Genomic DNA, 24,054 nt, shown 5'->3' with positions numbered 1-24,054 from the left:
CGCAGCGGCTAAGGTCTCGGGCTGTTCTGACGTACCGGATGTGCCCATGTCTTCACGCAAACCCCTCACCGCCGCGCTGGCGCTTGGCCTGACCCTCGCCGCCGGCGCCCATGCCGATGAAGGCATGTGGATGCCGACCCAGCTGCCGGACCTGGCCAAACCGCTGAAGGCGGCCGGCTTCAAGGGCAACCCGGGCGACCTGGCCAACGTCACCGCGCCGCCGCTGAGCGCGGTGGTGCGGGCCGGTGGCGGTACCGGCTCGTTCGTCTCAGACGACGGCCTGCTGCTGACCAACCACCACGTCGCCATGGGCGTGATCCAGTACAACAGCTCGGCCGAGCACAACCTGATCAACGACGGCTTCATCGCCAAGGGTCGCAGCGATGAGCGCGCGGCCAACCCGGATTTCCGCGTGCTGGTCACGGTCGGGTTCGACAAGGTCACCGATGACGTGCTGCGCGATGCCCGCGGCAAGACCGGGCGTGCGTACTTCGACGCGGTGGACCGCGCCAGCAAGCAGCTGGTGGCCGACTGCGAGAAGGAGGGCAACATCCGTTGCAGCGTGGCGGACATGTACTACGGCACCGATTTCTATCGCATCCGCCAGCTCGAGCTGAGCGATGTGCGCCTGGTCTATGCGCCGCCGCGCGCGATCGGCAACTACGGCGATGAGATCGACAACTTCATGTGGCCGCGCCACACCGGCGATTTCACCCTGCTGCGCGCCTACGTCGGCAAGGACGGCAAGCCCGCGCCGTACAGCGTGGACAACGTGCCCTACCACCCGCCGGCCCACCTGAAGATGGCGATCGACGGCCCGAAGACCGGCGATTACGCGATGCTGGCCGGCTATCCGGGCATCACCTACCGCCATCGCACGGCCGCGGAATTCGCCAGCCAGATCGATGCGGTGCTGCCGCGCCGCGTGGCGGTGTTCCAGCAGATGATCGACACCATCGAGTCGGCCAGTGCCAAGGACGCCCAGGCACGTACCCGTTACGCCTCACAGCTGCAGTCGCTGAAAAACAACCGCAAGCGGGCTGCCGGTGAGCTGGAAGGCTTGCTGCGCAGCGATGCCAAGGCCCAGCGCGCCGCCGATGAAGCGGCGATGCTGCAGGCGACCGATGCGAAGTATCAGGGCGATATCCAGTCGCTGCTGACCTCGCTGTCCAGCGGTGCCTCGGTCGGCGAGCGCGATCTGCTGCTCGACCTGCTCTCGGCGCAGAGCCAGCTGCTGCGTTCGGCATTGACCCTGGAGCGCCTGCGCATCGAATCGGCCAAGCCCGACGCCGAGCGTGACAGCGGCTACCAGCAGCGCGATCTGGCGCTGATCGAGGGCGTGCTCAAGCAGGTCCAGCGCCGGTACGATCCGGCCATCGAAAAGGCCTTGCTGACCACGCTGCTGACCCGTTACCAGCAGCTGCCGGACGCGCAGCGCGTGCCCGAGTTCGATGCCGCCTTCGGCCGCACGCCGGCCGCGCTGGCCAAGACCCTGGACACGCTCTATGCCAGCACGCATCTGGGCGACGAAGCCGAGCGCCTGTCGCGATTTGCCGCCGCACAGCAGGGCAAGGCTCTGGCGCGCGATCCGCTGATCGACCTGGCTGGCCCCCTGGTCGCCGCGCAGCTGCGCCTGGATGACGAGCGCAAGACCCGCGAGGGCGAGCAGCTGCGCCTGCGCCCGGCCTACATGCAGGCCCTGTTTGCCTGGCGTGCCAAGCAGGGCCGTGCGGTCTACCCGGATGCCAACCGCACGCTGCGCATCAGCTACGGCAAGGTCGAAGCGCTGTCCCCGCGCGATGCGGTGCATTTCGACCCGGTGACCACCGTGGCCGGGATCGTCGAGAAGAACACCAACGCCTATCCGTTCGATGCGCCCAAGCCGCTGCTGGACGCGATCGCCAAGGGTGATTTCGGCTCCACCGCCGATCCGGTGCTGAAGACCCAGACGGTCAACTTCCTGACCAACCTGGACACCACCGGCGGCAACTCCGGCTCGCCGGTGCTCAATGCCAAGGGCGAGCTGATCGGCCTCAACTTCGACAGCAACTGGGAGTCGGTCAGCGCCAGCTGGTGGTTCGATCCGCGCTTCAAGCGCGCGGTGCACGTGGACATGCGCTACCTGCGCTGGCTGCTGGCCAAGGTCTACCCGGCACCCGGACTGCTGAAGGAAATGGGCGTCCCCGCCGAATAAGGCACGGCGGCCCGCCCTGGAACGCCACGACCAACGGTCGTGGCCTACACTGCGGGCTGCTCTCACGGAAACACCCGCGTGGTCTCCAGCTGGATCCTGCTGTTGGTGTCAGTGGTCTACGCCGCGCTGCTGTTCGCGGTGGCGTGGTGGGGCGACCGTCGCCCGATGTATCCGAACCGGCCGTGGCTGCGGCCGGTGGTCTACAGCCTGGCGCTGGCGGTGTACTGCTCGTCATGGACGTTCTACGGTGCGGTCGGCACGGCGGTGCGCAACGGGATCGGCTACCTGCCGATCTACCTGGGGCCGCTGCTGCTGTGGGTGTTCGGCTGGCGCATCATCGAACGCCTGGCGCTGATCGCCCGCAGCCAGAACGTGGTCTCCATCGCCGATTTCATCTCTTCGCGCTTCGGGCGCTCGCGCCGCCTGGCCGCCCTGGTGGCGGTGATCGCGCTGATCGGCATCGTGCCGTACCTGGCCCTGCAGTACAAAGCGGTGGCGATGAGCCTGCAGGTACTGACCGGCAACGTCGGCCCCACCGGCTTCTTCACCGATCCGGCGCTGTACGTTGCGTTGCTGATGGCCTTGTTCGCCACGCTGTTCGGCACCCGCCAGGTGGATGCCACCGAGCACCACCACGGCATGATGCTGGCGATCGCGCTGGAATCGATGATCAAGCTGATCGCGATGGTCGCGCTCGGGCTGTTCGCCTACCTGTGGCTCAACGACCGTACCGATGCGGTGATCGAGTCGGCGCATACGCTGTTCACCGGGCTGCCGCCGGTGGGCTTCATCTCGCAGACGCTGCTGAGTTTCCTGGCGATCATCTGCCTGCCGCGCCAGTTCCACGTGGCCGTGGTCGAGTGTGGCGACGTGCGCGACATCCGCCGCGCGCGCTGGATGTTCGGTGCCTACCTGGTGATCATCTCGGCGATGGTGATCCCGATCGCCACCGCCGGCGTGACCCTGTTCGGCACCGGTGGCAGTGTCGCCGATGACAGCATGGTGCTGGCGCTGCCGCTGGCCGAAGGCCGCAAATTCCTGGCGCTGGTCGCCTACGTTGGCGGCTTCTCGGCGGCTACCGGCATGGTCATCGTGGCCTCGATCGCGCTGGCCACCATGGTCAGCAACGACCTGGTGATGCCGGTCCTGCTGCGCCGCAGTGGCGACCATCAGGAAGCGGCCGATGTCGCCTCGCGCGTGTTGTGGATCCGGCGCACCGCGATCCTGCTGCTGGCGCTGGTCGCCTACAGCTATTACCGCGGCAGCAGCAACGACAGCACGCTGGCGTCGTATGGGCTGATGGCCTTCGCGGCGGTGGCGCAGTTCGCGCCCGGGCTGATCGGCGGGCTGTACTGGCGCGGTGCCAGCCGCCGGGGCGTGGAGGTCGGCATGCTGCTCGGCTTCGCCACGTGGGTCTATACCCTGCTGCTGCCTGCGCTGACCCACGCCGGGTGGATGGACGAGGCCTGGCTGGTGCAGGGGCCGTTCGGGATCGGCTGGCTGCAACCGCAGCATCTGTTCGGCATGAGCGGCTGGGACCCGCTGACCCACGGCACGTTCTGGTCGCTGCTGGTCAATGTCGCGGCAATGGTGCTGGTCTCGGTGCGCTGGCGCCCGGGCGTGGACGAGCGCCTGCGCGCCGCCCCGTTCCTGGACCCGTATGCGCAGCGGCCCTCGGTGGCCGGCGCCTGGCCCGGCAACGTGCATGTGGGCGACCTGCTGGCGCTGGCCTCGCGCGTGGTCGGTGACCGCCATGCCCGCCGGTCCTTCTTCGAGCAGGCCCAGTCGATGGACCGTGAGCTGCAGGCCTCCGCGCCGGCCGACCGCGCCTGGGTGCAGTTCACCGAGCGCCTGCTGGCCGCCTCGATCGGCGCGGCCTCGGCGCGCCTGCTGCTGACCAGCCTGCTGCGCGGCTCGGGCATGGACCTCGGCGAAGTGGTCGCGGTGCTCGACGAAGCGGGGCAGGAGCTGCGCTTCAACCGCGAGATCCTCTCCACCACGCTGGAGAACATCAGCGCGGGGGTCAGCGTGGTCGATCCGGACATGCGTCTTACCGCGTGGAACCGCCGCTACCAGCAGATGTTCGGGTACCCCGACGGGATGCTCTACGTAGGCCGGCCGGTCGCCGATCTGATCCGCTACAACGCCGAGCGCGGCGAGCTCGGTGAGGGCGACATCGAACTGCAGATCAACCGGCGCATCGGCTACATGCGCGCCGGCTCGCCGCACATCTTCGAGCGCACCCGCAGCGACGGCAAGGTGATCGAGATGCGCGGGCAGGCCCTGCCCGGCGGTGGCTACGTCACCAGCTACAACGACATCACCGACTACAAGCACGCCGAGCGCGCGCTGCTGGAGGCCAACGAAACCCTGGAGCAGCGCGTGGCCGAGCGCTCGCACGAAGCCGAGGTGGCGCAGCAGTCCAAGACGCGCTTCCTGGCCGCGATCAGCCATGACGTGCTGCAGCCGCTCAATGCCGCCCGCCTGTTCGCCTCGGCGCTGCGCGAGAGCCACCACAACAACGAAGAGCAGCGGCACCTGGCCGAGCGCGTGGATGCATCGCTGCGCGCCGCCGAGGAGCTGCTGGACGGCCTGCTGGATGTCTCGCGCCTGGATGCCGGTGGCCTGCACCCGGTGATCGGCGATTTCGATGTCAGCCTGCTGATGCGCGAGCTGGCCGCGCAGTACTCGCCGGTCGCCGCCGGTCGCGGGCTGCGCATGGACCTGTTCGCGCGTCCGGCCTGGGTGCGCAGCGACCGCCGCCTGCTGCGCCGCGTGCTGCAGAACTTCCTGGCCAATGCGCTGCGCTATACGCGCCAGGGCCGCATCGTGCTGGCCGTGCGCCATCGCGGGCCGGAGGTGGAACTGCAGGTGTGGGATACCGGCCCCGGCATTCCCGAGCATCACATGCAGCAGATCTTCGATGAGTTCCACCGCTACCAGCAGCCGTTCGACTGGGGTGAGCAGGGCCTGGGGCTGGGGCTGTCGATCTGCCAGCGCATCTCGCGCCTGCTCGATCACCGCCTCAACGCGCGCAGCCGGGTCGGCAGCGGCAGCATGTTCTCGATCCTGCTGCCGCTGGTGGCCGCGCCGGCCCTGCCGACGGCGACCGCGCTGCCGGCGCCGAGCCCGGTCACCCGCGCCGATTCACTGGCCGGCATGCGCGTGCTGTGCGTGGACAACGACCAGGAGATTCTGGACGGCATGCGTGCATTGCTGGGACGCTGGCAGGTACAGGTGATCACCGCCAGCACGGTCGACCAGGCGCTGGAGAAAGTGGTCGAGCGGCCGGATGTGATGCTGGTGGACTACCACCTGCACGACCGTCTGGACGGGCTGGACACGCTGGTGGCACTGGGCCAGAAGGCCGGGCGTGCGATTCCGGGTGCGCTGCTCACGGCCGATGGGCGCGATGAGCTCAAGCGGATGGCACGCGACCGCGGCTACCGGTTGTTGACCAAGCCGATCAAGCCGGCCTCGCTGCGCGCCTTCCTGGCCGCCTTCCACGACACCCGCGGCGATCTCTAGCCGCGGGGCCGTGGCCGCGGCCGGTCAGGCGATGGCGCCGCTGAGGTGTTCGTACAGGATGGTCGAGCCGATGATGATCAGGATCAGGCCGCCGATGATCTCCGCACGCTTGCCGACCATGCCGCCCAGCACGCGGCCGAGCATGATGCCCGCGGTCACCATGGTCAGGGTGCACAGGCCGATGATGAGTGCCATCACGCCGATATGGACGTCGAGGAAGGCCAGGCCGATGCCGACCGCCATCGCATCGATGCTGGTGGCAAAGCCGGTCATCGCCAGGCGCCAGAAGCCGTGGTGCTTGCTGGTGTCCTCGTCCTCGGCGCCGTCATCGGGGCGCAGGCCGTTGATGATCATGTGCACGCCCAGCGCACCGAGCAGGCCGAACGCGATCCAGTGATCGAAGGCCTCCACGTACTGCAGTGCGGCGCGGCCGAGCAGCCAGCCGATCACCGGGGTGATGCCTTCGATGACACCGAAAATCAGGCCGGCGCGCAGCGCGTCGGAGAAGCGCGGTCTGCGCATGGCCGCGCCTTTGCCGATCGCCGCGGCGAAGGCATCGGTGGACATGGCAAAGCCGATCAGCAGGATCGAAACAGGCGACATTGGGGTACGCGGCAGGTCGGGCGATGGCGAGCAACGGACCGCGAACGCGCCCAACCTGTCGTTGCGCACGCGGACCGCTGGTCTCGCCAACCAAGATGGCTACCCGCACCACGGCGCACTGGCCGAGTATGTTGATACGGGCGATTCCTTCAGCAGGAATCCGGCTACTCCCCAAGGGGACGCGAAGCTTAGCACCGGGGTTGCGGGGTAGAGCGTCTACCGCGAATTGCGCAGGTAACGCTGGAATTCATAGCTCCGGCTATAACGCCGAAGGCGTTACAGCCGGAGCGGGTAGATCCACGCCATGCGTGGATGCTGTTCTTTCCGGCACCGCGCCATCCACGCATCACGTCAGCGGCGCATCCACGCGGCGCGCCATCCACGCATGGCGTGGATCTACTCTTCTTCCGGCGGCAACACGATCTGTTCGTCATCGATGGCCAGCTTGCCGGCCATCAGCACCGCCTGGGTGCGGTTGGTGACGCCGAGCTTGCGCAGGATCGCGGTGACGTGGGCCTTGATCGTCGCTTCGGACACGTTGAGGTCGTAGGCGATCTGCTTGTTGAGGCGACCGGCGCCGAGCATCTGCAGCACCCGGAACTGCTGCGGGGTCAGCTCGCGCAGCCGCTGGCCGATCTCGCGTTCCTCGCGGCCGGTCGGTGGCACGTTGTGCGCTTCCGGCGGCGCCCAGGTCTCGCCATCGAGGATGGTGCCCAGCGCATGGCCGATCGTGTCCGAATCGGCGGACTTGGGGATGAAGCCGAAGGCGCCATGGTCGAGCGCGCGGCGCATCACCGTCGGCTCCTCGCGCGCGGACACCACCACCACCGGCAGCTGCGGGTGCAGGGCGCGCATATGCACGAGCGCGTTGAAGCCCTGCGCACCGGGCATGTTGAGGTCCATCAGGACCAGGTCGGCGTCGGTGTGCTGGTCGGCCAGCTGGTACAGCGCTTCCACGCTGTCCGCTTCGTACAGCTGCACGCCGGGGATGACGCGTTGCACGGCCCCGCGAAGGGCTTCGCGGAACAGCGGATGGTCATCGGCAATCAGGAGGGTCGTCATGGTGGGGGGCCATGTTGCGGAGGAGTGCAGCGACGCAACGAAAAGGTCTATCGAGATGACAGCCCCCTGAGTCAGGGGGCGGCCGCGAAGCGGCGGGGTGTGGGTGTTGGTGAGGCGGGGCCCACGATCCGCTTGCGGATCGTGGGAGCGACAGCGCGAACGCGATGACGCGGCCCCATCCTGCGCCTTCACGGTGAAGGGCTACTTCACTTCACTTTCCGCTCTTCCACCAGCGAGGCCACGACCGACGGATCGGCCAGGGTCGAGGTGTCACCGAGCTGATCCGGTGCGTTCTCGGCGATCTTGCGCAGGATGCGGCGCATGATCTTGCCCGAGCGCGTCTTGGGCAGGCCCGGCGCCCACTGCAGATGATCAGGCGCGGCGATCGGACCGATCTCCTTGCGCACCCAGGCCACGAGTTCCTTGTGCAGTTCATCGCTCGGCGTTTCGTCGGCGATCAGGGTGACGTAGGCATAAATCCCCTGGCCCTTGATGTCGTGCGGGAAGCCGACCACGGCCGCTTCGGCCACCTTCGGGTGCGAGACCAGCGCGCTTTCCACTTCAGCAGTGCCGATGCGGTGGCCGGAAACGTTGATGACATCGTCCACGCGGCCGGTGATCCAGTAGTAGCCATCTTCGTCACGACGGCAGCCGTCGCCGGTGAAGTAGCTGCCCGGGTAGGTGCGGAAATACGTATCGATGAAGCGCTGATGGTCACCGTAGACGGTACGCATCTGGCCCGGCCACGAATCGCGGATGACCAAATTGCCCTCGGTGGCCCCCTCCTGGATCTCGCCGTCGGCGTTGACCAGGGCCGGCTGCACGCCGAAGAAGGGCAGGGTGGCCGAACCCGGCTTGAGATCGACCGCGCCGGCCAGCGGCGAGATGAGGATGCCGCCGGTTTCGGTCTGCCACCAGGTATCCACGATCGGGCAGCGGCTGTCGCCGACCACCTCGTAGTACCAGCGCCACGCTTCCGGATTGATCGGTTCGCCCACGCTGCCTAGCAGGCGCAGCGAACTGCGCGAGGTGCGCTTGACCGGTGCATCGCCTTCGCGCATCAACGCGCGGATCGCGGTGGGAGCGGTGTAGAAAATGGTGACCTGGTGCTTGTCGATCACCTCCCAGAAGCGCGAGGTGTTCGGGTAGTTCGGCACGCCTTCGAACATCACCGAGGTCGCGCCGTTGGCCAGCGGGCCGTACACGATGTAGCTGTGGCCGGTGACCCAGCCGACGTCGGCGGTGCACCAGTAGATGTCGTCCTCGCGCAGGTCGAACACCGCTTCATGGGTGTAGGCCGCGTACAGGAGGTAGCCGCCGGTGGTGTGCAGGACGCCCTTGGGCTTGCCGGTGGACCCGGAGGTGTAGAGGATGAACAGCGGATCCTCGGCATTCATGCGCTCGGGTTCGCACTGCGCCGGCTGCGGATCCACCACGTCATGGAACCAGCGGTCGCGCGGGGCCTGCATGTCCACCGCGCCGCCGGTGTGGCGGACCACCAGCACCGTTTCCACGGTGGTGGTGCCGGGCAGCTTCAGCGCGGCATCGACATTGGCTTTGAGCGGAATCTTCTTGCCCCCGCGCAGACCTTCGTCGGCGGTGATGATCAGCTTGCTGCCGCAGTCGATGACGCGGTCGGCGATCGAGTTCGGGGCGAAGCCGCCGAACACCACCGAATGGATCGCACCGATACGCGCACAGGCCAGCATGGCCACCGCGGCGTCGACGATCATCGGCAGGTAGATGGTGACCCGGTCGCCCTTCTTGACGCCGAGGTTGCGCAGCGCGTTGCCGAGGCGGCAGGTGCGCTCATACAGCTCGCGGTAGGTGACGCCCTGGGCCGGTGCATCGGGGCTGTCCGGTTCGAACAGCAACGCGATCTTGTCGCCGCGCTTGTCGAGCTGGCGATCCAGGCAGTTGACGCTGGCGTTGAGCTCGCCGTCTTCGAACCACTTGATCCGGAAATCGTCGAGCTGGTAGCTGACGTTCTTGATGCGGGTGGGTTTCTTGAACCAGTCCAGGCGCTCGGCGGCCTTGCCCCAGAAGGCATCCGGATGCTCCACCGACTCGCGGTAGAGCTGCTGGTACGTGTTCCTGTCGATCCGCGATGCCGCGGCGAACGCGGCGTCGACGGGGTAAAGATCAGCCATGGCACCCTCACTTGCACGTTGACTTGGGTTGTGCGGTCGCAACATAAGTGACGACCTCTCCCCCTCAGTTTGCCGCATCCACCCGCCTGCGCGTTACCGGGGTGGTTAGACCATGGTCGAACGCCGAAGGTGTCGATGGCGCACGATCGCCGAACGCGGTAGCTCACGACCGTTGGTCGTGAGGCACTGCGTACCGACCAACGGTCGGTACCTACGCGGTGCCTTCGGCACCTGCCGGCCGCCTGCCGGCGCCCGGGTCGTACTCGCCCCGTCGGGGGGAGTACGACTAATGGCCAATAGCTTCGGTGCGTCAACGCGCCGCACCCTCGGCTCGACCGTGCCCCATGCGCGGCATCACCTTGCCACCCGGGAGAGAGGGCAACATGAGCCACCGTTTGCTGAGGACGACACGCCGGCCGTTGGCCGCTGCCATGTTCGTCGCATTGATCGCGCCAGGCATGGCGTTCGCCGAAACCGCAAAAGAGAAAGCACTGGAAGCCCGCGTCGTGGAGCTGGAGCGCCAGGTCCAGCTGCTGCTGTCCAACCAGCAGCAACAGCAGGCCCAGATCAGCCAGGCCCAGACCGAGGTCACCGCAGTGCGCACGGTCCAGGCACAGCAGCCGGTGGCGGCCACCGTGCCGGCCGGCAAGCAGCCGATCCAGGTCACCACCATCACCCCGGGCGCCGCGCCGGGCACCACGGTCAAGATCGGCGGCTTCATCAAGGCCGATTTCCTGGCCACCCAGACCGGCGATGGCCAGCTGGCCGACGACGCCACCGGCCGCGCGCTGTACCTGCCGGGCCAGACCCCGGTGGCCGGTGCCGGCGGCAGTGGCAAGCGTTCGGACGTGGACTACAACGCCCACGCCAAGTTCTCGCGCTTCAACCTGGGCATCGACAATATCAGCGAGGCCGGCAACAAGTCCGGTGCGTTCTTCGAGATGGACTTCTTCGGCAACTCGCTCGGCAACCAGACCGCCACCAATACCTACGGTGCGACCCTGCGTCACGCCTACATGTACTGGAACAACTGGATGGCCGGCCAGACCTGGTCGAACTTCATGGACGCGGCCTCGCTGCCGGAAGCCGCCGACTTCGTCGGCCCGACCGACGGCGTGATCTTCGTGCGCCAGGCCCAGATCCGCTACACCCAGGGCGGCTTCAGCGTCGCGCTGGAAAACCCGGAAACCACGCTGCTCACCGGCGCCCGCAATCCGGTCACCGGTGCGTGGACCAACGTGGCCAGCAACTCCGATCGCGGCGCATTGCCCGACCTGACCCTGCGCTATGGCTGGAAGGGTGACTGGGGCACCTTCGGCGTCGGCGGCGTGGTCCGCCAGTTGAAGGTCGACAACCAGACCACCGGTGCCGATGCGGACAAGATCGCTGGCGGCCTGACCCTGGGCGGCAAGTGGGTGATGGGTCCGACCGACACGCTGCATTACCAGGTCACCGGCGGCGAAGGCATCGCGCGCTACATCGGCCTGGGTGTCACCGCCGATACCGCGTATGACATCGCCCGCGACGAACTCAACCCGACCGGCGTCCTGGCCGGCTACGTGGGCTGGCGCCACGCCTTCACCCCGAAGCTGCGCACCAACCTGATCTACGCGCGCAGCGATTACGACAACGACGGCAGCCTCGGCCCGCTGGTCACCAAGAGCGTTCAGAGCATCCGCGGCAACGTGTTCTACACGCCGATGCCCAAGGTGGATGTCGGCGCCGAGCTGATGTACGGCGTGCGCGAGATCGAGGACGGCCGCAAGGGCGATATCAGCCGCCTGCAGTTCACCACGAAGTACAGCTTCTAAAACAGAAAACGCGTGCCGGCGTACAGCCGGCACAACATCACGATTGCTTCGGAGGGGAAGCGTCCCATGTCAACAACACCTGCACCGGCGAAAGCCCAACTTACCCAGGGACACAAGAAGGTCATCTTCGCGTCCAGCCTGGGTACCGTCTTCGAGTGGTACGACTTCTTCCTGTACGGCTCGCTCGCCGCGATCATCGCCAAGCAGTTCTTCAGCGGCGTCAATGAAACCACGGGCATGATCTTCGCCCTGCTGGCGTTCGCGGCCGGCTTCTTCGTGCGCCCGTTCGGCGCGGCCTTCTTCGGCAGCCTCGGCGACCGCATCGGCCGCAAGTACACCTTCCTGGTCACGATCCTGATCATGGGCATCTCGACCTTCCTGGTCGGCGTGCTGCCCAACTACGCCTCGATCGGTTTCGCCGCCCCGGTCATCCTGATCATCCTGCGTCTGGCCCAGGGCCTGGCGATGGGTGGCGAGTACGGTGGTGCCGCGACCTACGTCGCCGAGCATGCACCGGCCGACAAGCGTGGCCTGTACACCAGCTTCATCCAGTGCACCGCGACGCTCGGCCTGTTCATGTCACTGCTGATCATCCTGGCCTGCCGCTACTTCCTGGGCAATGAGGCGTTCGAAGCCTGGGGCTGGCGCATTCCGTTCCTGGTCTCGATCGTGCTGCTGGGCGTGTCGGTGTGGATTCGCCTGCAGCTGAGCGAGTCTCCGCTGTTCCAGCAGATGAAGGCCGAAGGCAAGGGCTCCAAGACCCCGTTCCGTGACAGCCTCAAGGACGGCAACCTCAAGCTGATGCTGCTGGTCCTGCTCGGCGCCGCAGCCGGCCAGGCCGTGGTGTGGTACGGCGGCCAGTTCTACGCGCTGTTCTTCCTGAGCAGCATGCTCAAGGTCGACGCCACCACCTCCTACCTGCTGATCGCCGCCGCGCTGGCGCTGGGCGTACCGTTCTTCATCTTCTTCGGCTGGCTGTCGGACCGTATCGGCCGCAAGAAGATCATCCTCGCCGGTTGCCTGTTGGCTGCGATCACCTACATCCCGATCTTCAAGGGCCTGACCCACTTCGCCAACCCGGCCATCGAAGAGGCGCGCACCAACTCGCCGGCGCTGGTCAATGCCGATCCGAACACCTGCTCGTTCCAGTTCGATCCGGTCGGCATGCGCAAGTTCACCAGCTCCTGCGACGTGGCCACCGCGGCCCTGACCAAGGCTGGCGTGCCGTATGAAGTGCAGCCGGCACCGGCCGGTTCGCTGGCGGTGGTCAACGTGGGCACCTCCAAAGTGACCTCGTTCGAGGCCGCCGGGTTGACCAAGGATGAGCTCAAGGCCAAGGGCGATGCCTTCGGTGGGGAGCTCAAGGGTGCCTTGGGTGCGGCGGGTTACCCGGCCAAGGCCGACAACGCGCGCATCAACATCCCGGGCACGATCTTCATGCTGTGGCTGCTGGTGCTGTACGTGACCATGGTCTACGGCCCGATCGCCGCCTACCTGGTCGAGCTGTTCCCGACCCGCATCCGCTACACCTCGATGTCGCTGCCGTATCACATCGGCAACGGCTGGTTCGGTGGCTTCCTGCCGGCGATTTCCTTCGCGCTGGTGGCCGGTACCGGCAACCTCTACTACGGCCTGTGGTACCCGATCATCATCGCGTTGATGACGGTCGTGGTCGGTGGCCTGTTCCTGCACGAACCCCGGGGTGTGCACAACACAAAGTCAGGGGGATCGCCACGGAATGACGCCGGGGCCGGTATGCTAATCGCGCCCCCTTCTGTTTTTCCGGGTAGTGCCGGCCGCTGGCCGGCTCCCGATCAACCGGCGGGTACGCGTGCGAGGTTGCCGGCCAGCGGCCGGCACGACCGATCCCGCCATCACGCAGCCTGCCGCTATAGTCGGGCCATGAGCGATGCCCACACCGATCCCGCCGCGCTTCCCGCGATCCTGCACGCCCTGCGCACCGCCTGGCAGGCCAACCGCCCGACGCTGGACCAGCGCCGCGGTGACCTGCAGCGCCTGCGCGCGGCCCTCAAGGCGCGCCTGCCGGAGATGGCCGCCGCGATCTCGGCCGACTTCGGCCACCGCTCCACCCACGAATCGCTGATCGCCGATGGCATGACCGTGCTCGGCGACATCGATCATCTGTGCCGCCATCTGCGCGGCTGGATGCGGCCGCGCCGGGTCGGTGTCGGCTGGCGGTTCTGGCCGGCACGTGCGCAGACCCGTCCGGTGCCGCTGGGCGTGGTCGGGGTGATCTCGCCGTGGAACTATCCGGTCAACCTGGCGCTGATTCCGCTGGCGACTGCGATCGCCGCCGGCAACCACGTGATCCTCAAGCCGTCCGAGCACACGCCGCGCACCAGTGCCTTCCTGCATAGCCTGCTGGCCGAGGTGTTCCCGTCGGATCGCGTGGCGGTCGTGCAGGGCGATGGAGACCTCGCCAGTGCCGTGGCCGGCTCGCCGCTGGACCACCTGGTGTTCACCGGCTCCACCACCATCGGCCGCAAGGTCATGGCGGCCGCCGCCGAGCACCTCACCCCGCTGACCCTGGAACTGGGCGGTAAATCCCCCGCCATCGTCTGCAGCGATTACCCGCTGGAGAAGGCGGCCGCGCGCCTGGCCACGGGCAAGTTCTTCAATGCCGGGCAGACCTGCATCGCGCCGGACTACGTGCTGATCGACGGCCATCGCCAGCGCGAACTGGTGCAGCAGCTGCAGACCCAGGTGCAGGCGCGCTATGGCGATTTCAGCGACGGCGCGGATTACACGCGCATCATCCACGAGGGCCAGTACCAGCGGCTGCGCGGCTATCTCGAGGAGGCCCGCGCGCGGGGCGTTCCGGTGATCGAACTGGCGACGGTCGATCCCGAGCGTGCCCAACGCGAGCGGCTGATCGTCCCGACCATCGTGCTCGATCCGCCGGCCGATCTGGCCCTGATGCGCGAAGAGATCTTCGGCCCGATCCTGCCGGTCTGCGCATATCCGGATCTGGACGCTGCCATCGCGGAGGTGCAGTCACGTGACCGCCCGTTGGCGCTGTACGTTTTCAGTCACGAACGCACGCAGGTGGAACGGGTGCTGGCGCAGGTCGTGGCCGGCGGCGTCACCGTCAACGACACGCTGCTGCATTTCGCGGTCAATGGGCTGCCGTTCGGCGGCGTCGGCCCGAGTGGCATGGGCGCGTACCACGCGCGTGCGGGCTTCGATGCGATGAGCAAGCAGCTGCCGATCCTGTGGCAGTCGCGCTGGGCCGCCAGCGATCTGCTCAAGCCGCCGTATTCGAAGATCGCCGGGATGTTGAAGATGATGGTGCGCTAGGGGCCGCCGACGAAGGCGCGCCCCACAGGTAGAATGGCGCACATGAAAATCGCCTCCTGGAACGTCAACTCGCTCAACGTGCGCCTGCCGCACCTGGAACAATGGCTCACGGCGTTCGCGCCGGACGTGGTCGGCATCCAGGAAACCAAGATGGAGGACCACAAGTTCCCCGACGCGGTGCTGGCCGGCCTGGGCTACCGCAGCGTGTTCGCCGGGCAAAAGACCTACAACGGCGTCGCGCTGCTCTCGCGCGAACCGGCGCAGGACGTGCAGATCGGCATTCCCGGCTTCGAGGATGAGCAGAAGCGCGCCATCGCCGGGACCGTCAACGGCGTGCGCATCATCAATCTGTACGTGGTCAACGGCCAGGACGTGGGCACCGACAAGTACGCCTACAAGCTGCGCTGGCTCGAGGCCGTGCACGCCTGGGTCGAGGCCGAGCTGGCCAGGTACCCGGAGCTGGTGGTGATGGGCGACTTCAACATCGCGCCCGATGCCCGCGACGTGCACGATCCGCTGGTCTGGAACGAGAACCACATCCTGACCTCCACCGCCGAGCGCGGCGCCCTGAACAAGCTGCTGCAGCTGGGCCTGCACGACGCCTTCCGCCTGCACAGCGAGGAAGAGGGCGTGTTCAGCTGGTGGGACTACCGGGCGGCCGGCTTCCGCCGCAACCTGGGCCTGCGCATCGACCTGACCCTGGTCTCCGACGCGCTCAAGGCGCGCGCGCTGGCCTCCGGCATCGACCGCGAACCGCGTACCTGGGAACGCCCCAGCGACCACGCCCCGGCGTGGGTGCAGCTGGGTTGACCGCGGAAACAACAAGGCCCGGCAGTGCCGGGCCTTGTTGATCGAACGAAGTACGTGAGCGCGTCAGCGGACGCTTCGACGCGTAAACAGGTTCACGATCGCGAGCAGGATGACGGCACCGATCAGCGAGAACAGGAACGTACGGATGGTGATTGCTTCATTGATGCCACCGCCGAACAGCCAACCGGCCAGCAGTGCGCCGATGATGCCGACCACGATGTTGAGGATGATGCCTTGCTGCGCGTCCCGCTTCATGATGATGCTGGCAAGCCAGCCCACGATGCCGCCGACGATCAACCAGATGATGATGCCCATAGCGTTGACTCCCTCTGTGCGGTTGCAACCTGTGCAGTTGACGGCACACCCCGTGAAGTCGTCGTGCAGCCGCGATGGCGGGGGCGTGGCATGAGCCTGCCGGCCACCCTCGACGGCCCCTGGCGCTTCGGCCCGGTCACGGTCTGGCGCCTGCCGCACGTGGCGGGCACCCGTGGCGAGCCACAGGCCCGGGTGCTGCTGGCCGGGCAGCTGGGTGGCGAACCGGAGGACCTGCCGCTGCAGCGCGACCCGCGTGGCCGGCCGGAGCTGCATGGCCCGCTGGCGCATGTGGGCACCGGCTGGAGCCACAGCCACGGGCTGCTGCTGGTCGCGATGGGCGAGGGGGTCCGGCTCGGGGTGGACCTGGAGCCGCTGCGCCCGCGCCCGCGGATGCTGGAGATCGTCCAGCGCTTCTTCCACCCGGCCGAGATCGCCTGGCTGGAGTCGATGGACGAGAGCGCCCGCAACCACTGGTTCTTCCGCGTGTGGTGCGCCAAGGAAGCGCTGCTCAAGGCGCAGGGGCAGGGCATCTCGTTCGGCCTGCACCGGCTGCAGCTCGCGCCGGGCATCGATGGTGGCCTGCACCTGGCCTGGTGCGACCCCGAACTCGGGCCTGCCGAGCGCTGGCACCTGCATGAGTGGCAGGCGGCCGATGATTTCCGGGCCGCGCTGGCGTTCCATGCCCTGTAATGGATGCCCGTCGTGCTCGGGCGCCGCTGCCGCCGCAGGCAAGATGCGATAATCACGGCATGACTGATCACACACTTCCGTCCGGCGTGGCCGACGCGCTGGAGCGCGGGCTGTCGGCGATGGGCCTGGAGGCCGCGCTGGCACCGCCGCTGCTGACCTACCTGACCCTGCTGGACCGCTGGAACCGTACCTACAACCTGACCGCGATCCGCGACCCGCTGGAGATGGTCACCCGCCATCTGCTCGACTCGCTGGCGATGCAGCCCTACCTGGAGGCCGGCACCCTGGCCGATCTGGGGACCGGCCCCGGGCTGCCGGGCATCCCGCTCGCGATCGCGCGCCCGCAGCTGCAGGTGACCCTGGTCGAGAGCAACGGCAAGAAGGCCCGTTTCATGCGTGAGGCCGTGCGCCAGCTGGGCCTGGGCAATGCCCGCGTGGCCGAGTCGCGCGCCGAGGCGCTGGCCGAACCGGCCGCGTATGACCACCTGACCGCGCGCGCGATGGACACCCTGGCCGGGATCATCCGGGTCGGTGGGCATCTGCTGCGCCCGGGTGGCCGCCTGCTGGCGATGAAAGGCGTGTACCCGCACGACGAGATCGCGCAGCTGCCGGCCGGCTGGTCGGTCGAGAAGGTGGTGCCGCTGAGCGTCCCCGGGTTGACCGGTGAGCGCCATCTGGTGGTGGTCACCGGCCCGTGAGCCGGTGACTTCACTGCCCGCATCGCCCGTCCCACGGTCGTCCTGCCCCTCTCCCGGCCTGGCCCCGTGCCGCGCCGTCGGCGTGCCCGTGGGCGCGGCTGCGGCATTGCGGCGCGTGCCTGCCGCGCATCTCACAGTGCATGACACGCCCCATATACGCATAATGACCAGTCCCACTCCCTGCCGATGAGGCTCACCCGCATGGCCCGCATCATCGCCATCGCCAACCAGAAAGGTGGCGTCGGCAAGACCACGACCGCCGTCAATCTGGCCGCCTCCCTGGCTGCTGCACCCAAGCGCGTGCTTCTTGTCGACCTCGATTCCCAAGGCAATGCGACCATGGGCAGCGGCGTGGACAAGCGCGAAGTCGCCGCCTCCACCTGTGACCTGCTGCTGGGCGAAAGCACCGCGGCCGAGGTCCGGGTCAAGACGCCGGAAGGCTTCGACCTGCTCCCGGGCAACATCGACCTGACCGCCGCCGAGATCCAGCTGATGGACCAGAGCGAGCGCGAGCAGCGCCTCAAGCGCGCGCTGGCCCCGATCCGCGACGAATACGACTACATCCTGATCGACTGCCCGCCCGCGCTGTCGCTGCTGACGCTCAACGCGCTGGCCGCCGCCGACTCGGTGATCGTGCCGATGCAGTGCGAGTACTACGCGCTGGAAGGCCTGAGCGCGCTGGTGGAAACCATCGAAGCGCTGCGCGCCAACCTCAATCCCGCGCTGGAGATCGAGGGCGTGCTGCGCACCATGTTCGATGTGCGCAACAACCTGGCCAACGCCGTGTCGGCCGAGCTGACCGAGCACTTCGGCGAGCAGGTGTTCCGCACCATCGTGCCGCGCAACGTGCGCCTGGCCGAGGCGCCCAGCCATGGCCAGAGCATCGTCGGCTACGACCGTGCCTCGCGCGGTGGCGTTGCCTATCTCGGCCTCGCCGGCGAGATCATCCGTCGCAACAACCAACGCAAGAAGGCCGACAAGGCCATGGAGACCGCCTGATGAGCACCAAGCCTGCCCTTGGCAAGAAACGCGGCCTCGGCCGTGGCCTCGACGCGCTGTTGGGGCCCAAGGGGGCGGTGACACAGGTGCAGGCAGCGGCGGTGGTCGAGCCGCAGCCGGGTGAAATCCTGCGCAAGCTGCCGGTCGGCCACCTGCAGCCGGGCAAGTACCAGCCGCGCCGCGACATGGACGAGACCAAGCTCGGCGAGCTGGCCGAGTCGATCAAGTCGCAGGGCGTGATCCAGCCGATCCTGGTCCGCCAGCTTGGCGCGGACCGCTTCGAGATCGTGGCCGGCGAACGCCGCTGGCGCGCCTCGCAGCTGGCCGGCCTGGATGAAGTGCCGGTGGTGGTGCGCGAACTGGAAGACCGCACCGTCATCGCGATGGCGCTGATCGAGAACATCCAGCGCGAAGACCTCAACCCGCTCGAAGAAGCCGAAGCACTGCAGCGGCTGATCACCGAATTCGCGCTGACCCACGCCGAGGCCGCGCAGGCTGTCGGCCGCTCGCGCGCGGCGGTTTCCAACCTGCTGCGCCTGCTCGAGCTGCCCGTCGCGATCCGCCTGCTGCTGGAAACCCGCCGGCTGGAAATGGGCCATGCCCGCGCGCTGCTGACGCTGGCGCCGGAACTGGCCAGCAAGCTGGCCCAGGAAGCGGCCGACCAGGGCTGGTCGGTGCGCGAAGTCGAGCACCGCGCGCAGCAGTTCGCCGCCGGCAAGGTGCCGGGCGCGCTGCGCAAGAAACCCGCTGCCGCGGCGCCGCAGGCCGACATCGCGTCGCTGGAAACCGAACTGTCCGAGTCGCTGGGCGCCCGCGTGGCGATCAACCACGGCCGTGGCGGCAAGGGCAAGCTGATCATCCATTACACCGACCTGGACACGCTGGATGGCGTGCTCGACCGACTTCGCGCACAGAAGGGCTGAGTCCCCCGCAGGCGTCAGAGGATCCCCCCCAAGCAATGAACCCCACCAAGGTCGACCGCAACCATCTGTTGCGTCTGACCGACCTGCCGAATGTCGGGCCGGCCTGTGAGAAAGATCTCCGTCTGATCGGCATCCGCGTGCCAGCGCACCTGCGCGGCCGCGATGCCTATGACATGTACGCACAGCTGTGTCTGCGCACCGGCGTGATGCACGACCCCTGCGTGATCGATGTGTTCCTGTCGGTGGTGCGTTTCATGCAGGGCGAGGCACCGCGGCCGTGGTGGGATTTCAGCAAGGAACGCAAGGCCACCCTGGCCAAGGAAGCGCCGCTGAGCCTGTGGTGAAGCGGCGCCGGGACGCGCGGATCGCCACGCGCGCGCCCCGGCATCACTGTATCGATACGTGGCGGTATGACGGACGGACCCCATGACGATTCTCGTGACCGGTGCAGCCGGTTTCATCGGCGCCAACACCTGCAAGGCCCTGCTCGCGCGCGGTGAGCGCGTCGTCGGCCTGGACAACTACAACGACTACTACGATCCGCAGATCAAGCGCGATCGCGTGGCCGCGCTGTGCCCGCAGGCCGACATCCGCGTACTGGACCTGACCGACCGCGACGGCCTGGCCGCGCTGTTCGACGAGGTCCAGCCGACCCGGGTGATCCACCTGGCCGCGCAGGCCGGCGTGCGTTACTCGCTGGAAAACCCGCATGCCTACGTCGACAGCAACCTGACCGGCTTCGTCAACATGCTGGAGCTGTGCCGCCATCGCGGCGTGGCCCATCTGGTGTATGCCTCGAGCAGCTCGGTGTACGGCGATTCGGCCACCCCGCCGTTCTCCGAAGACCAGCGCATCGACAAGCCGCGCTCGCTGTATGCCGCGACCAAGGCCGCCAACGAGCTGATGGCCTACACCTACGCCCAGCTGTTCGGCCTGCATGCCACCGGCCTGCGCTTCTTCACCGTGTACGGCCCGTGGGGCCGCCCGGACATGGCACCGCTGCTGTTCTCGCGCGCGGTGCTGGCCGGCCGCCCGATCGACGTCTTCAACGACGGAAAAATGCAGCGCGACTTCACACATGTCTCCGACATTGTGGAAGGTATCCTCGGCGCGCTGGCGCATCCGTCCAGCGAGGTCGTTCCGCATCGCGTCTTCAATCTCGGCAATCACACGCCGATCGAGCTGGAGCACTTCATCGGTGTCATCGAGGCCGCCGCCGGACGTCCCGCGCAGAAGGTCTACAAGCCGATGCAGCCGGGCGACATGGTCCGCACCATGGCCGATACCACGCGGGCGCATGACGCGTTCGGCTATGAGCCGGCCATGCCGATCGAGCGCGGCCTGCCGCCGGTGGTGGCCTGGTGCCGCGATTATTTCGGTGCTCACGCCTGACACACACGCACCCATTCATCTTCGGATAACCTCGGGTGCGGAAAATGCGCGCTCTTTTTCGATCCTGGCCATTCGCAGAGTCCGACCATGAGCCAACCCCAGTTGTCGGTCGTCGTCCCGGTCTTCAATGAACGCGACAACGTCACGCCCCTGATCAACGAGATCACCACCGCGCTGCGCGGACGGATCGAGTTCGAAATCGTCTATGTCGACGATCATTCGCGCGACGACACCCTGGCGGTGCTGCACTCCCTGAAGGCCACCACGGCGGAACTGCGGGTGCTGCACCATGTCACCCAGAGCGGGCAGAGCACCGCGGTGCGCAACGGCGTCAAGCACGCCCGCGCGCCGTGGATCGCGACCCTGGACGGTGACGGCCAGAACGATCCGGCCGACATCCCCGGGCTGCTTGCCGCGCGCGATGCGGCCGCCAGCGAGGTGAAGCTGTTCGCCGGCTGGCGCGTGCACCGCCAGGATTCGGGCAGCAAGCGCTGGGCCAGCAAGTGGGCCAACGCGATCCGCGCGCGCATGCTGCGCGACGACACGCCCGATACCGGCTGCGGCATCAAGCTGTTCGAGCGTGCCGCGTTCCTGGACCTGCCGTATTTCGACCACATGCACCGCTACCTGCCGGCGCTGATGCAGCGTGCCGGCTGGAAGACCCTCAGCGTGCCGGTCAATCACCGCCATCGCACCGCGGGCGTATCCAAGTACAACAACCTCGGCCGCGCCCTGGTCGGCATCCGCGACCTGCGCGGGGTCGCCTGGCTGATCACGCGCAGCAAGCGCACCGCCGTGGAAGAACGCTGATGGAACTGCACTGGCTCGACCAGCCGCTGACCTGGCTGTACTGGACCGGCCTGCACGTCACCGGCTGGAAGCTGATCGGCTACACCGGCGCACTGATGTTCGGCGGCCGCTGGCTGGTCCAGTTCGTTGCCTCGCGCCGCGCCGGCAAGCCGGTGATCCCGCGCCTGTTCTGGTACATGAGCGTGGTCGGCAGCCTGATGACGCTGAGCTACTTCCTGTTCTCGGCCAAGCAGGACTCGGTGGGCGTGCTGCAGAACCTGTTCCCGGCGTTCACCGCGCTGTACAGCCTGAAGCTGGATATCGCGCACCGCGGCTGGAAGCGGGACAAGGCCGCGCACTAGGGTGGATCCACGCCATGCGTGGATGCTTGCCGTGTCGGGGGCAGGACCTTTGATCCATGCAGCGCCCGGCCGCTTGGTGCCATCATCGGGGTTTGTCGTCCCTCGGGAACCCCTGACCGTGAAATCACCGCTCGTTGCTGCGCTGCTGCTCGCCCTGGCCCTTCCTGCCGGCGCTGCCCTGGCCGCGCCTCCGGCTGCCCCGGCCGCCGCCCCGGCCAGCCTGGCCACTGAAGGTCCTGCCGATGCGCAGTTCCGCGCCATCTACGAGAAGGAATGGGCCTGGCGCGAGGCCGGGGGTGGTGAAGCCAGTGAGGATGGCGACGGCCCGGCCAACGCCACCCGCATGCCGGATGTCGGCGCGGCCGCGCAGCAGGGACGCCTGAAGGTCTGGGACGACGTGCTGACCCAGCTGGACAAGGTCGACACCCAGGCGCTCTCGGCCGAAAACCGGATCAACTACGCGATCTACCGCGACCAGGTGTTCAACCTGGCCGCCGATGTGCGCCTGCGCGGCTATGAGATGCCGTTCAATGCCGATTCCTCGTTCTGGTCCAACCTGTCCTTCATGGCGCGGCGCGAGATGAAGACCGCGCAGGACTACCGCAACTACATCGCGCGCCTGAACGATGTGCCGCGCTATTTCGACCAGCAGACCGAGAACATGCGCGCCGGCCTCAAGCGCGGTTTCAGCGTCCCGCGTGCGGTGCTCGATGGGCGCGAGGTGTCCATCGCCACCGTGTCCGAACTGAAGGACCCGACCCAGTCGCCGCTGTACGCACCGTTCAAGAAGCTGCCGGCCGGCATCCCCGCCGCCGAGCAGGCGCAGCTGCAGGAGCAGGCCCGCCAGGCCATCGGCGGCAGCGTGGTGCCGGCCTTCGCCAAACTGCGCACCTTCTTCGTCAGCGAGTACGTGCCGCAGGCGCGCACCACCCTGGCCGCCGAGGCGATGCCGGGCGGCAAGGCGTACTACAAGCAGCAGATCCACGAGTACACCACGCTGGACCTGACCCCGCAGCAGATCCACGAGATCGGCCTGAAGGAAGTCGCGCGCATCCAGGCCGAGATGGACGGCATCATCAAGCAGGTCGAGTTCAAGGGCAGCTTCGCCGAATTCCTGACCTTCCTGCGCACCGATCCGCAGTTCTATGCCAAGACCCCGGACGAACTGCTGCACCGCGCCGCCTGGATTTCCAAGCGCGTGGATGGCGTGATCGGCAAGTACATGACGCTGCCGCGCGCACGCTTCACCATCGTGCCGGTGCCGCCGGACATCGCCCCGTTCTGGACCGCGGGCCGCGGTGGCATGGGCACCTACTGGCTCAATACCTACAACCTGCCGGCGCGGCCGCTGTACAACCTGCCGGCGCTGACCCTGCACGAGTCCGATCCAGGCCATGCGCTGCAGGGCGCGCTCGCGGCAGAGCAGGGCGAGCAGCCCGCGTTCCGTCGCAACAACTACATCTCCGCGTACGGCGAAGGCTGGGGCCTTTACTGCGAGAAGCTCGGCGTGGAGATGGGCATCTACGAAACCCCGTACGAGGATTTCGGTCGCCTGACCTACGAGATGTGGCGCGCCGCGCGCCTGGTGATCGATACGGGGGTGCACCACAAGGGCTGGACCCGCGAGCAGGCGCTGTCCTACCTGCGCGACCACACCGCGCTGAGCGAGCATGAAGTGACCACCGAAGTGGACCGCTACATCTCCTGGCCGGGCCAGGCGCTGAGCTACAAGCTCGGCGAGATCGCGATCGTGCGCCTGCGCACGCAGGCCGAGCAGGAGCTGGGCGACCGTTTCGACGTCAAGGCCTTCCACGACGCCGTGCTGAGCCAGGGTTCGGTGCCGCTGCCGGTGCTGGAGGAACAGATCCAGGCCTTCATCGCCCAGCGCAAGGCCGCGGCCAGCTGATCCGCGTGGGGGCCGGTCATCGTGCCGGCCCCCGCCAACGTGAACCACCGGAACGCGCTGCGATTGTGTAACGGCTTCGCACCCGGCTACCCTGCGGGCCATGTTCCGTCGTGCCCGCCCGCGTCCGTCCCTGCTGCTCCGCCTGCTGATGCTGGTGGTGGTCGGTGTGGGCGTGTTCGGCAGTTCGCTGGCCTCGGCCCTGGCCGACATCCACCTGACCGTGCACGCGGACAGCAGCGAGCTGCATGGCAGCCTGGGTGACACGGCGTCCACCGCGCCGGGCGATGACGATGGCAATGACGACTGGTTGCATGCCCTGGTGCATTGCGGCCACTGCCATGGCCACGGCGGCGTGCTGCCGATGGCCGCGATGGCCTGGAGCCTGGCGGCCGCCCCCAGCCACGGTGTCCCTGCCGGGCTGATCGCGCAGCTGCGGTCACAGCCGCCCGAGAACCTGCTGCGTCCCCCGATAGCGATCTGATGCCCTGCGGCCGCGCGCCGCCG

General features: G+C 67.6%; 19 protein-coding genes and 1 pseudogene. 16 read left to right on the top strand and 4 right to left on the bottom strand.

The annotated features are described in order from the left end of the window. The first annotated feature begins 46 nt into the window (after positions 1 to 46). On the top strand, positions 47 to 2,194 hold the full coding sequence (locus ABE434_RS13565) for a S46 family peptidase (RefSeq protein WP_346479205.1): 2,148 nt from the start codon (positions 47 to 49) through the stop codon (positions 2,192 to 2,194). A 78-nt stretch (positions 2,195 to 2,272) separates the two neighbouring features. Then, positions 2,273 to 5,722: a PAS domain-containing hybrid sensor histidine kinase/response regulator gene (locus ABE434_RS13560; protein ID WP_176987781.1), complete on the top strand. Its 3,450-nt coding sequence runs from the start codon at positions 2,273 to 2,275 to the stop codon at positions 5,720 to 5,722. A gap of 24 nt (positions 5,723 to 5,746) precedes the next feature. On the opposite strand, the gene ABE434_RS13555 is transcribed toward ABE434_RS13560, so the two are convergent. The 3 genes from ABE434_RS13555 to acs form a co-directional block, all read right to left on the bottom strand. Beyond that, the gene (locus ABE434_RS13555; RefSeq protein ID WP_179459682.1) at positions 5,747 to 6,325 is read right to left on the bottom strand and encodes a manganese efflux pump MntP family protein; all 579 of its coding nucleotides are present in this window, start codon (positions 6,323 to 6,325) and stop codon (positions 5,747 to 5,749) included. A 396-nt stretch (positions 6,326 to 6,721) separates the two neighbouring features. Next, positions 6,722 to 7,387: a response regulator transcription factor gene (locus tag ABE434_RS13550; RefSeq protein WP_070470067.1), complete on the bottom strand. Its 666-nt coding sequence runs from the start codon at positions 7,385 to 7,387 to the stop codon at positions 6,722 to 6,724. 206 nt (positions 7,388 to 7,593) lie between these two features. Then, positions 7,594 to 9,537, bottom strand: a complete 1,944-nt coding sequence (gene acs, locus ABE434_RS13545) for an acetate--CoA ligase (protein WP_346479204.1) — start codon at positions 9,535 to 9,537, stop codon at positions 7,594 to 7,596. 383 nt (positions 9,538 to 9,920) lie between these two features. On the opposite strand from acs, the gene ABE434_RS13540 reads away from it, so the two are divergent. From ABE434_RS13540 to xth, 4 genes and pseudogenes are all read left to right on the top strand, one after another. Then, positions 9,921 to 11,348: a DcaP family trimeric outer membrane transporter gene (locus tag ABE434_RS13540; protein WP_346479203.1), complete on the top strand. Its 1,428-nt coding sequence runs from the start codon at positions 9,921 to 9,923 to the stop codon at positions 11,346 to 11,348. A 66-nt stretch (positions 11,349 to 11,414) separates the two neighbouring features. Beyond that, positions 11,415 to 13,067 (top strand): annotated as a pseudogene (locus tag ABE434_RS13535) (MFS transporter); the annotation flags it as partial. A gap of 183 nt (positions 13,068 to 13,250) precedes the next feature. Further along, positions 13,251 to 14,666, top strand: a complete 1,416-nt coding sequence (locus ABE434_RS13530; protein WP_346479217.1) for a coniferyl aldehyde dehydrogenase — start codon at positions 13,251 to 13,253, stop codon at positions 14,664 to 14,666. Between the two features lie 42 nt (positions 14,667 to 14,708). Further along, positions 14,709 to 15,476 carry an exodeoxyribonuclease III gene (gene xth, locus ABE434_RS13525; RefSeq protein ID WP_088432299.1) on the top strand — a complete coding sequence of 256 codons (768 nt, stop codon included), beginning with the start codon at positions 14,709 to 14,711 and terminating at the stop codon, positions 15,474 to 15,476. A 63-nt stretch (positions 15,477 to 15,539) separates the two neighbouring features. Here the strand turns inward: xth and ABE434_RS13520 are convergent, their stop codons facing one another. Then, a complete protein-coding gene (locus ABE434_RS13520; protein WP_038685456.1) occupies positions 15,540 to 15,791 on the bottom strand; it encodes a GlsB/YeaQ/YmgE family stress response membrane protein in 252 nt (83 codons plus the stop codon). A gap of 90 nt (positions 15,792 to 15,881) precedes the next feature. Here ABE434_RS13520 and ABE434_RS13515 point away from each other — a divergent pair, with 90 nt between their 5' ends. From ABE434_RS13515 to ABE434_RS13470, 10 genes are all read left to right on the top strand, one after another. Continuing rightward, on the top strand, positions 15,882 to 16,481 hold the full coding sequence (locus ABE434_RS13515; RefSeq protein WP_346479202.1) for a 4'-phosphopantetheinyl transferase superfamily protein: 600 nt from the start codon (positions 15,882 to 15,884) through the stop codon (positions 16,479 to 16,481). Positions 16,482 to 16,540: 59 nt separating this feature from the next. Then, positions 16,541 to 17,179, top strand: a complete 639-nt coding sequence (rsmG, locus tag ABE434_RS13510; RefSeq protein ID WP_346479201.1) for a 16S rRNA (guanine(527)-N(7))-methyltransferase RsmG — start codon at positions 16,541 to 16,543, stop codon at positions 17,177 to 17,179. A 201-nt stretch (positions 17,180 to 17,380) separates the two neighbouring features. Continuing rightward, a complete protein-coding gene (locus tag ABE434_RS13505) occupies positions 17,381 to 18,178 on the top strand; it encodes a ParA family protein (RefSeq protein ID WP_019185613.1) in 798 nt (265 codons plus the stop codon). Continuing rightward, positions 18,178 to 19,101, top strand: coding sequence for a ParB/RepB/Spo0J family partition protein (locus ABE434_RS13500; protein WP_319212855.1), 924 nt, complete (start codon positions 18,178 to 18,180; stop codon positions 19,099 to 19,101). The genes ABE434_RS13505 and ABE434_RS13500 overlap by 1 nt, the downstream gene beginning before the upstream one ends. Before the next feature lie 35 nt (positions 19,102 to 19,136). Beyond that, positions 19,137 to 19,445 carry a helix-hairpin-helix domain-containing protein gene (locus ABE434_RS13495; RefSeq protein WP_176987791.1) on the top strand — a complete coding sequence of 103 codons (309 nt, stop codon included), beginning with the start codon at positions 19,137 to 19,139 and terminating at the stop codon, positions 19,443 to 19,445. A gap of 82 nt (positions 19,446 to 19,527) precedes the next feature. Continuing rightward, positions 19,528 to 20,493: an SDR family NAD(P)-dependent oxidoreductase gene (locus ABE434_RS13490; protein ID WP_346479200.1), complete on the top strand. Its 966-nt coding sequence runs from the start codon at positions 19,528 to 19,530 to the stop codon at positions 20,491 to 20,493. An 87-nt stretch (positions 20,494 to 20,580) separates the two neighbouring features. After that, the gene (locus tag ABE434_RS13485) at positions 20,581 to 21,303 is read left to right on the top strand and encodes a glycosyltransferase family 2 protein (RefSeq protein WP_346479199.1); all 723 of its coding nucleotides are present in this window, start codon (positions 20,581 to 20,583) and stop codon (positions 21,301 to 21,303) included. Then, positions 21,303 to 21,644, top strand: a complete 342-nt coding sequence (locus tag ABE434_RS13480; protein WP_088432293.1) for a lipid-A-disaccharide synthase N-terminal domain-containing protein — start codon at positions 21,303 to 21,305, stop codon at positions 21,642 to 21,644. The genes ABE434_RS13485 and ABE434_RS13480 overlap by 1 nt, the downstream gene beginning before the upstream one ends. Positions 21,645 to 21,762: 118 nt before the next feature. Beyond that, a complete protein-coding gene (locus ABE434_RS13475) occupies positions 21,763 to 23,550 on the top strand; it encodes a DUF885 family protein (protein WP_346479198.1) in 1,788 nt (595 codons plus the stop codon). 100 nt (positions 23,551 to 23,650) lie between these two features. Next, positions 23,651 to 24,031, top strand: a complete 381-nt coding sequence (locus ABE434_RS13470) for a DUF2946 family protein (protein ID WP_346479197.1) — start codon at positions 23,651 to 23,653, stop codon at positions 24,029 to 24,031. Positions 24,032 to 24,054 lie beyond the last annotated feature (23 nt).

It is taken from the genome of Stenotrophomonas sp. TWI1183, from assembly GCF_039673115.1.
GTDB classification, from domain to species: Bacteria; Pseudomonadota; Gammaproteobacteria; order Xanthomonadales; family Xanthomonadaceae; genus Stenotrophomonas; species Stenotrophomonas maltophilia_AA.
This window is presented reverse-complemented; position numbering and strand designations above follow the sequence as displayed.

What these genes read in the sequence shown, in the direction of transcription:
- ABE434_RS13565 (WP_346479205.1), top strand. Translation starts at nt 47, where the DNA reads ATGTCTTCACGCAAACCCCTCACCGCCGCGCTGGCGCTTGGCCTGACC.
- ABE434_RS13555 (WP_179459682.1), bottom strand. Translation starts at nt 6,325, where the DNA reads ATGTCGCCTGTTTCGATCCTGCTGATCGGCTTTGCCATGTCCACCGAT.
- ABE434_RS13550 (WP_070470067.1), bottom strand. Translation starts at nt 7,387, where the DNA reads ATGACGACCCTCCTGATTGCCGATGACCATCCGCTGTTCCGCGAAGCC.
- acs (WP_346479204.1), bottom strand. Translation starts at nt 9,537, where the DNA reads ATGGCTGATCTTTACCCCGTCGACGCCGCGTTCGCCGCGGCATCGCGG.
- ABE434_RS13540 (WP_346479203.1), top strand. Translation starts at nt 9,921, where the DNA reads ATGAGCCACCGTTTGCTGAGGACGACACGCCGGCCGTTGGCCGCTGCC.
- ABE434_RS13530 (WP_346479217.1), top strand. Translation starts at nt 13,251, where the DNA reads ATGAGCGATGCCCACACCGATCCCGCCGCGCTTCCCGCGATCCTGCAC.
- xth (WP_088432299.1), top strand. Translation starts at nt 14,709, where the DNA reads ATGAAAATCGCCTCCTGGAACGTCAACTCGCTCAACGTGCGCCTGCCG.
- ABE434_RS13520 (WP_038685456.1), bottom strand. Translation starts at nt 15,791, where the DNA reads ATGGGCATCATCATCTGGTTGATCGTCGGCGGCATCGTGGGCTGGCTT.
- ABE434_RS13515 (WP_346479202.1), top strand. Translation starts at nt 15,882, where the DNA reads ATGAGCCTGCCGGCCACCCTCGACGGCCCCTGGCGCTTCGGCCCGGTC.
- rsmG (WP_346479201.1), top strand. Translation starts at nt 16,541, where the DNA reads ATGACTGATCACACACTTCCGTCCGGCGTGGCCGACGCGCTGGAGCGC.
- ABE434_RS13505 (WP_019185613.1), top strand. Translation starts at nt 17,381, where the DNA reads ATGGCCCGCATCATCGCCATCGCCAACCAGAAAGGTGGCGTCGGCAAG.
- ABE434_RS13500 (WP_319212855.1), top strand. Translation starts at nt 18,178, where the DNA reads ATGAGCACCAAGCCTGCCCTTGGCAAGAAACGCGGCCTCGGCCGTGGC.
- ABE434_RS13495 (WP_176987791.1), top strand. Translation starts at nt 19,137, where the DNA reads ATGAACCCCACCAAGGTCGACCGCAACCATCTGTTGCGTCTGACCGAC.
- ABE434_RS13490 (WP_346479200.1), top strand. Translation starts at nt 19,528, where the DNA reads ATGACGATTCTCGTGACCGGTGCAGCCGGTTTCATCGGCGCCAACACC.
- ABE434_RS13485 (WP_346479199.1), top strand. Translation starts at nt 20,581, where the DNA reads ATGAGCCAACCCCAGTTGTCGGTCGTCGTCCCGGTCTTCAATGAACGC.
- ABE434_RS13480 (WP_088432293.1), top strand. Translation starts at nt 21,303, where the DNA reads ATGGAACTGCACTGGCTCGACCAGCCGCTGACCTGGCTGTACTGGACC.
- ABE434_RS13470 (WP_346479197.1), top strand. Translation starts at nt 23,651, where the DNA reads ATGTTCCGTCGTGCCCGCCCGCGTCCGTCCCTGCTGCTCCGCCTGCTG.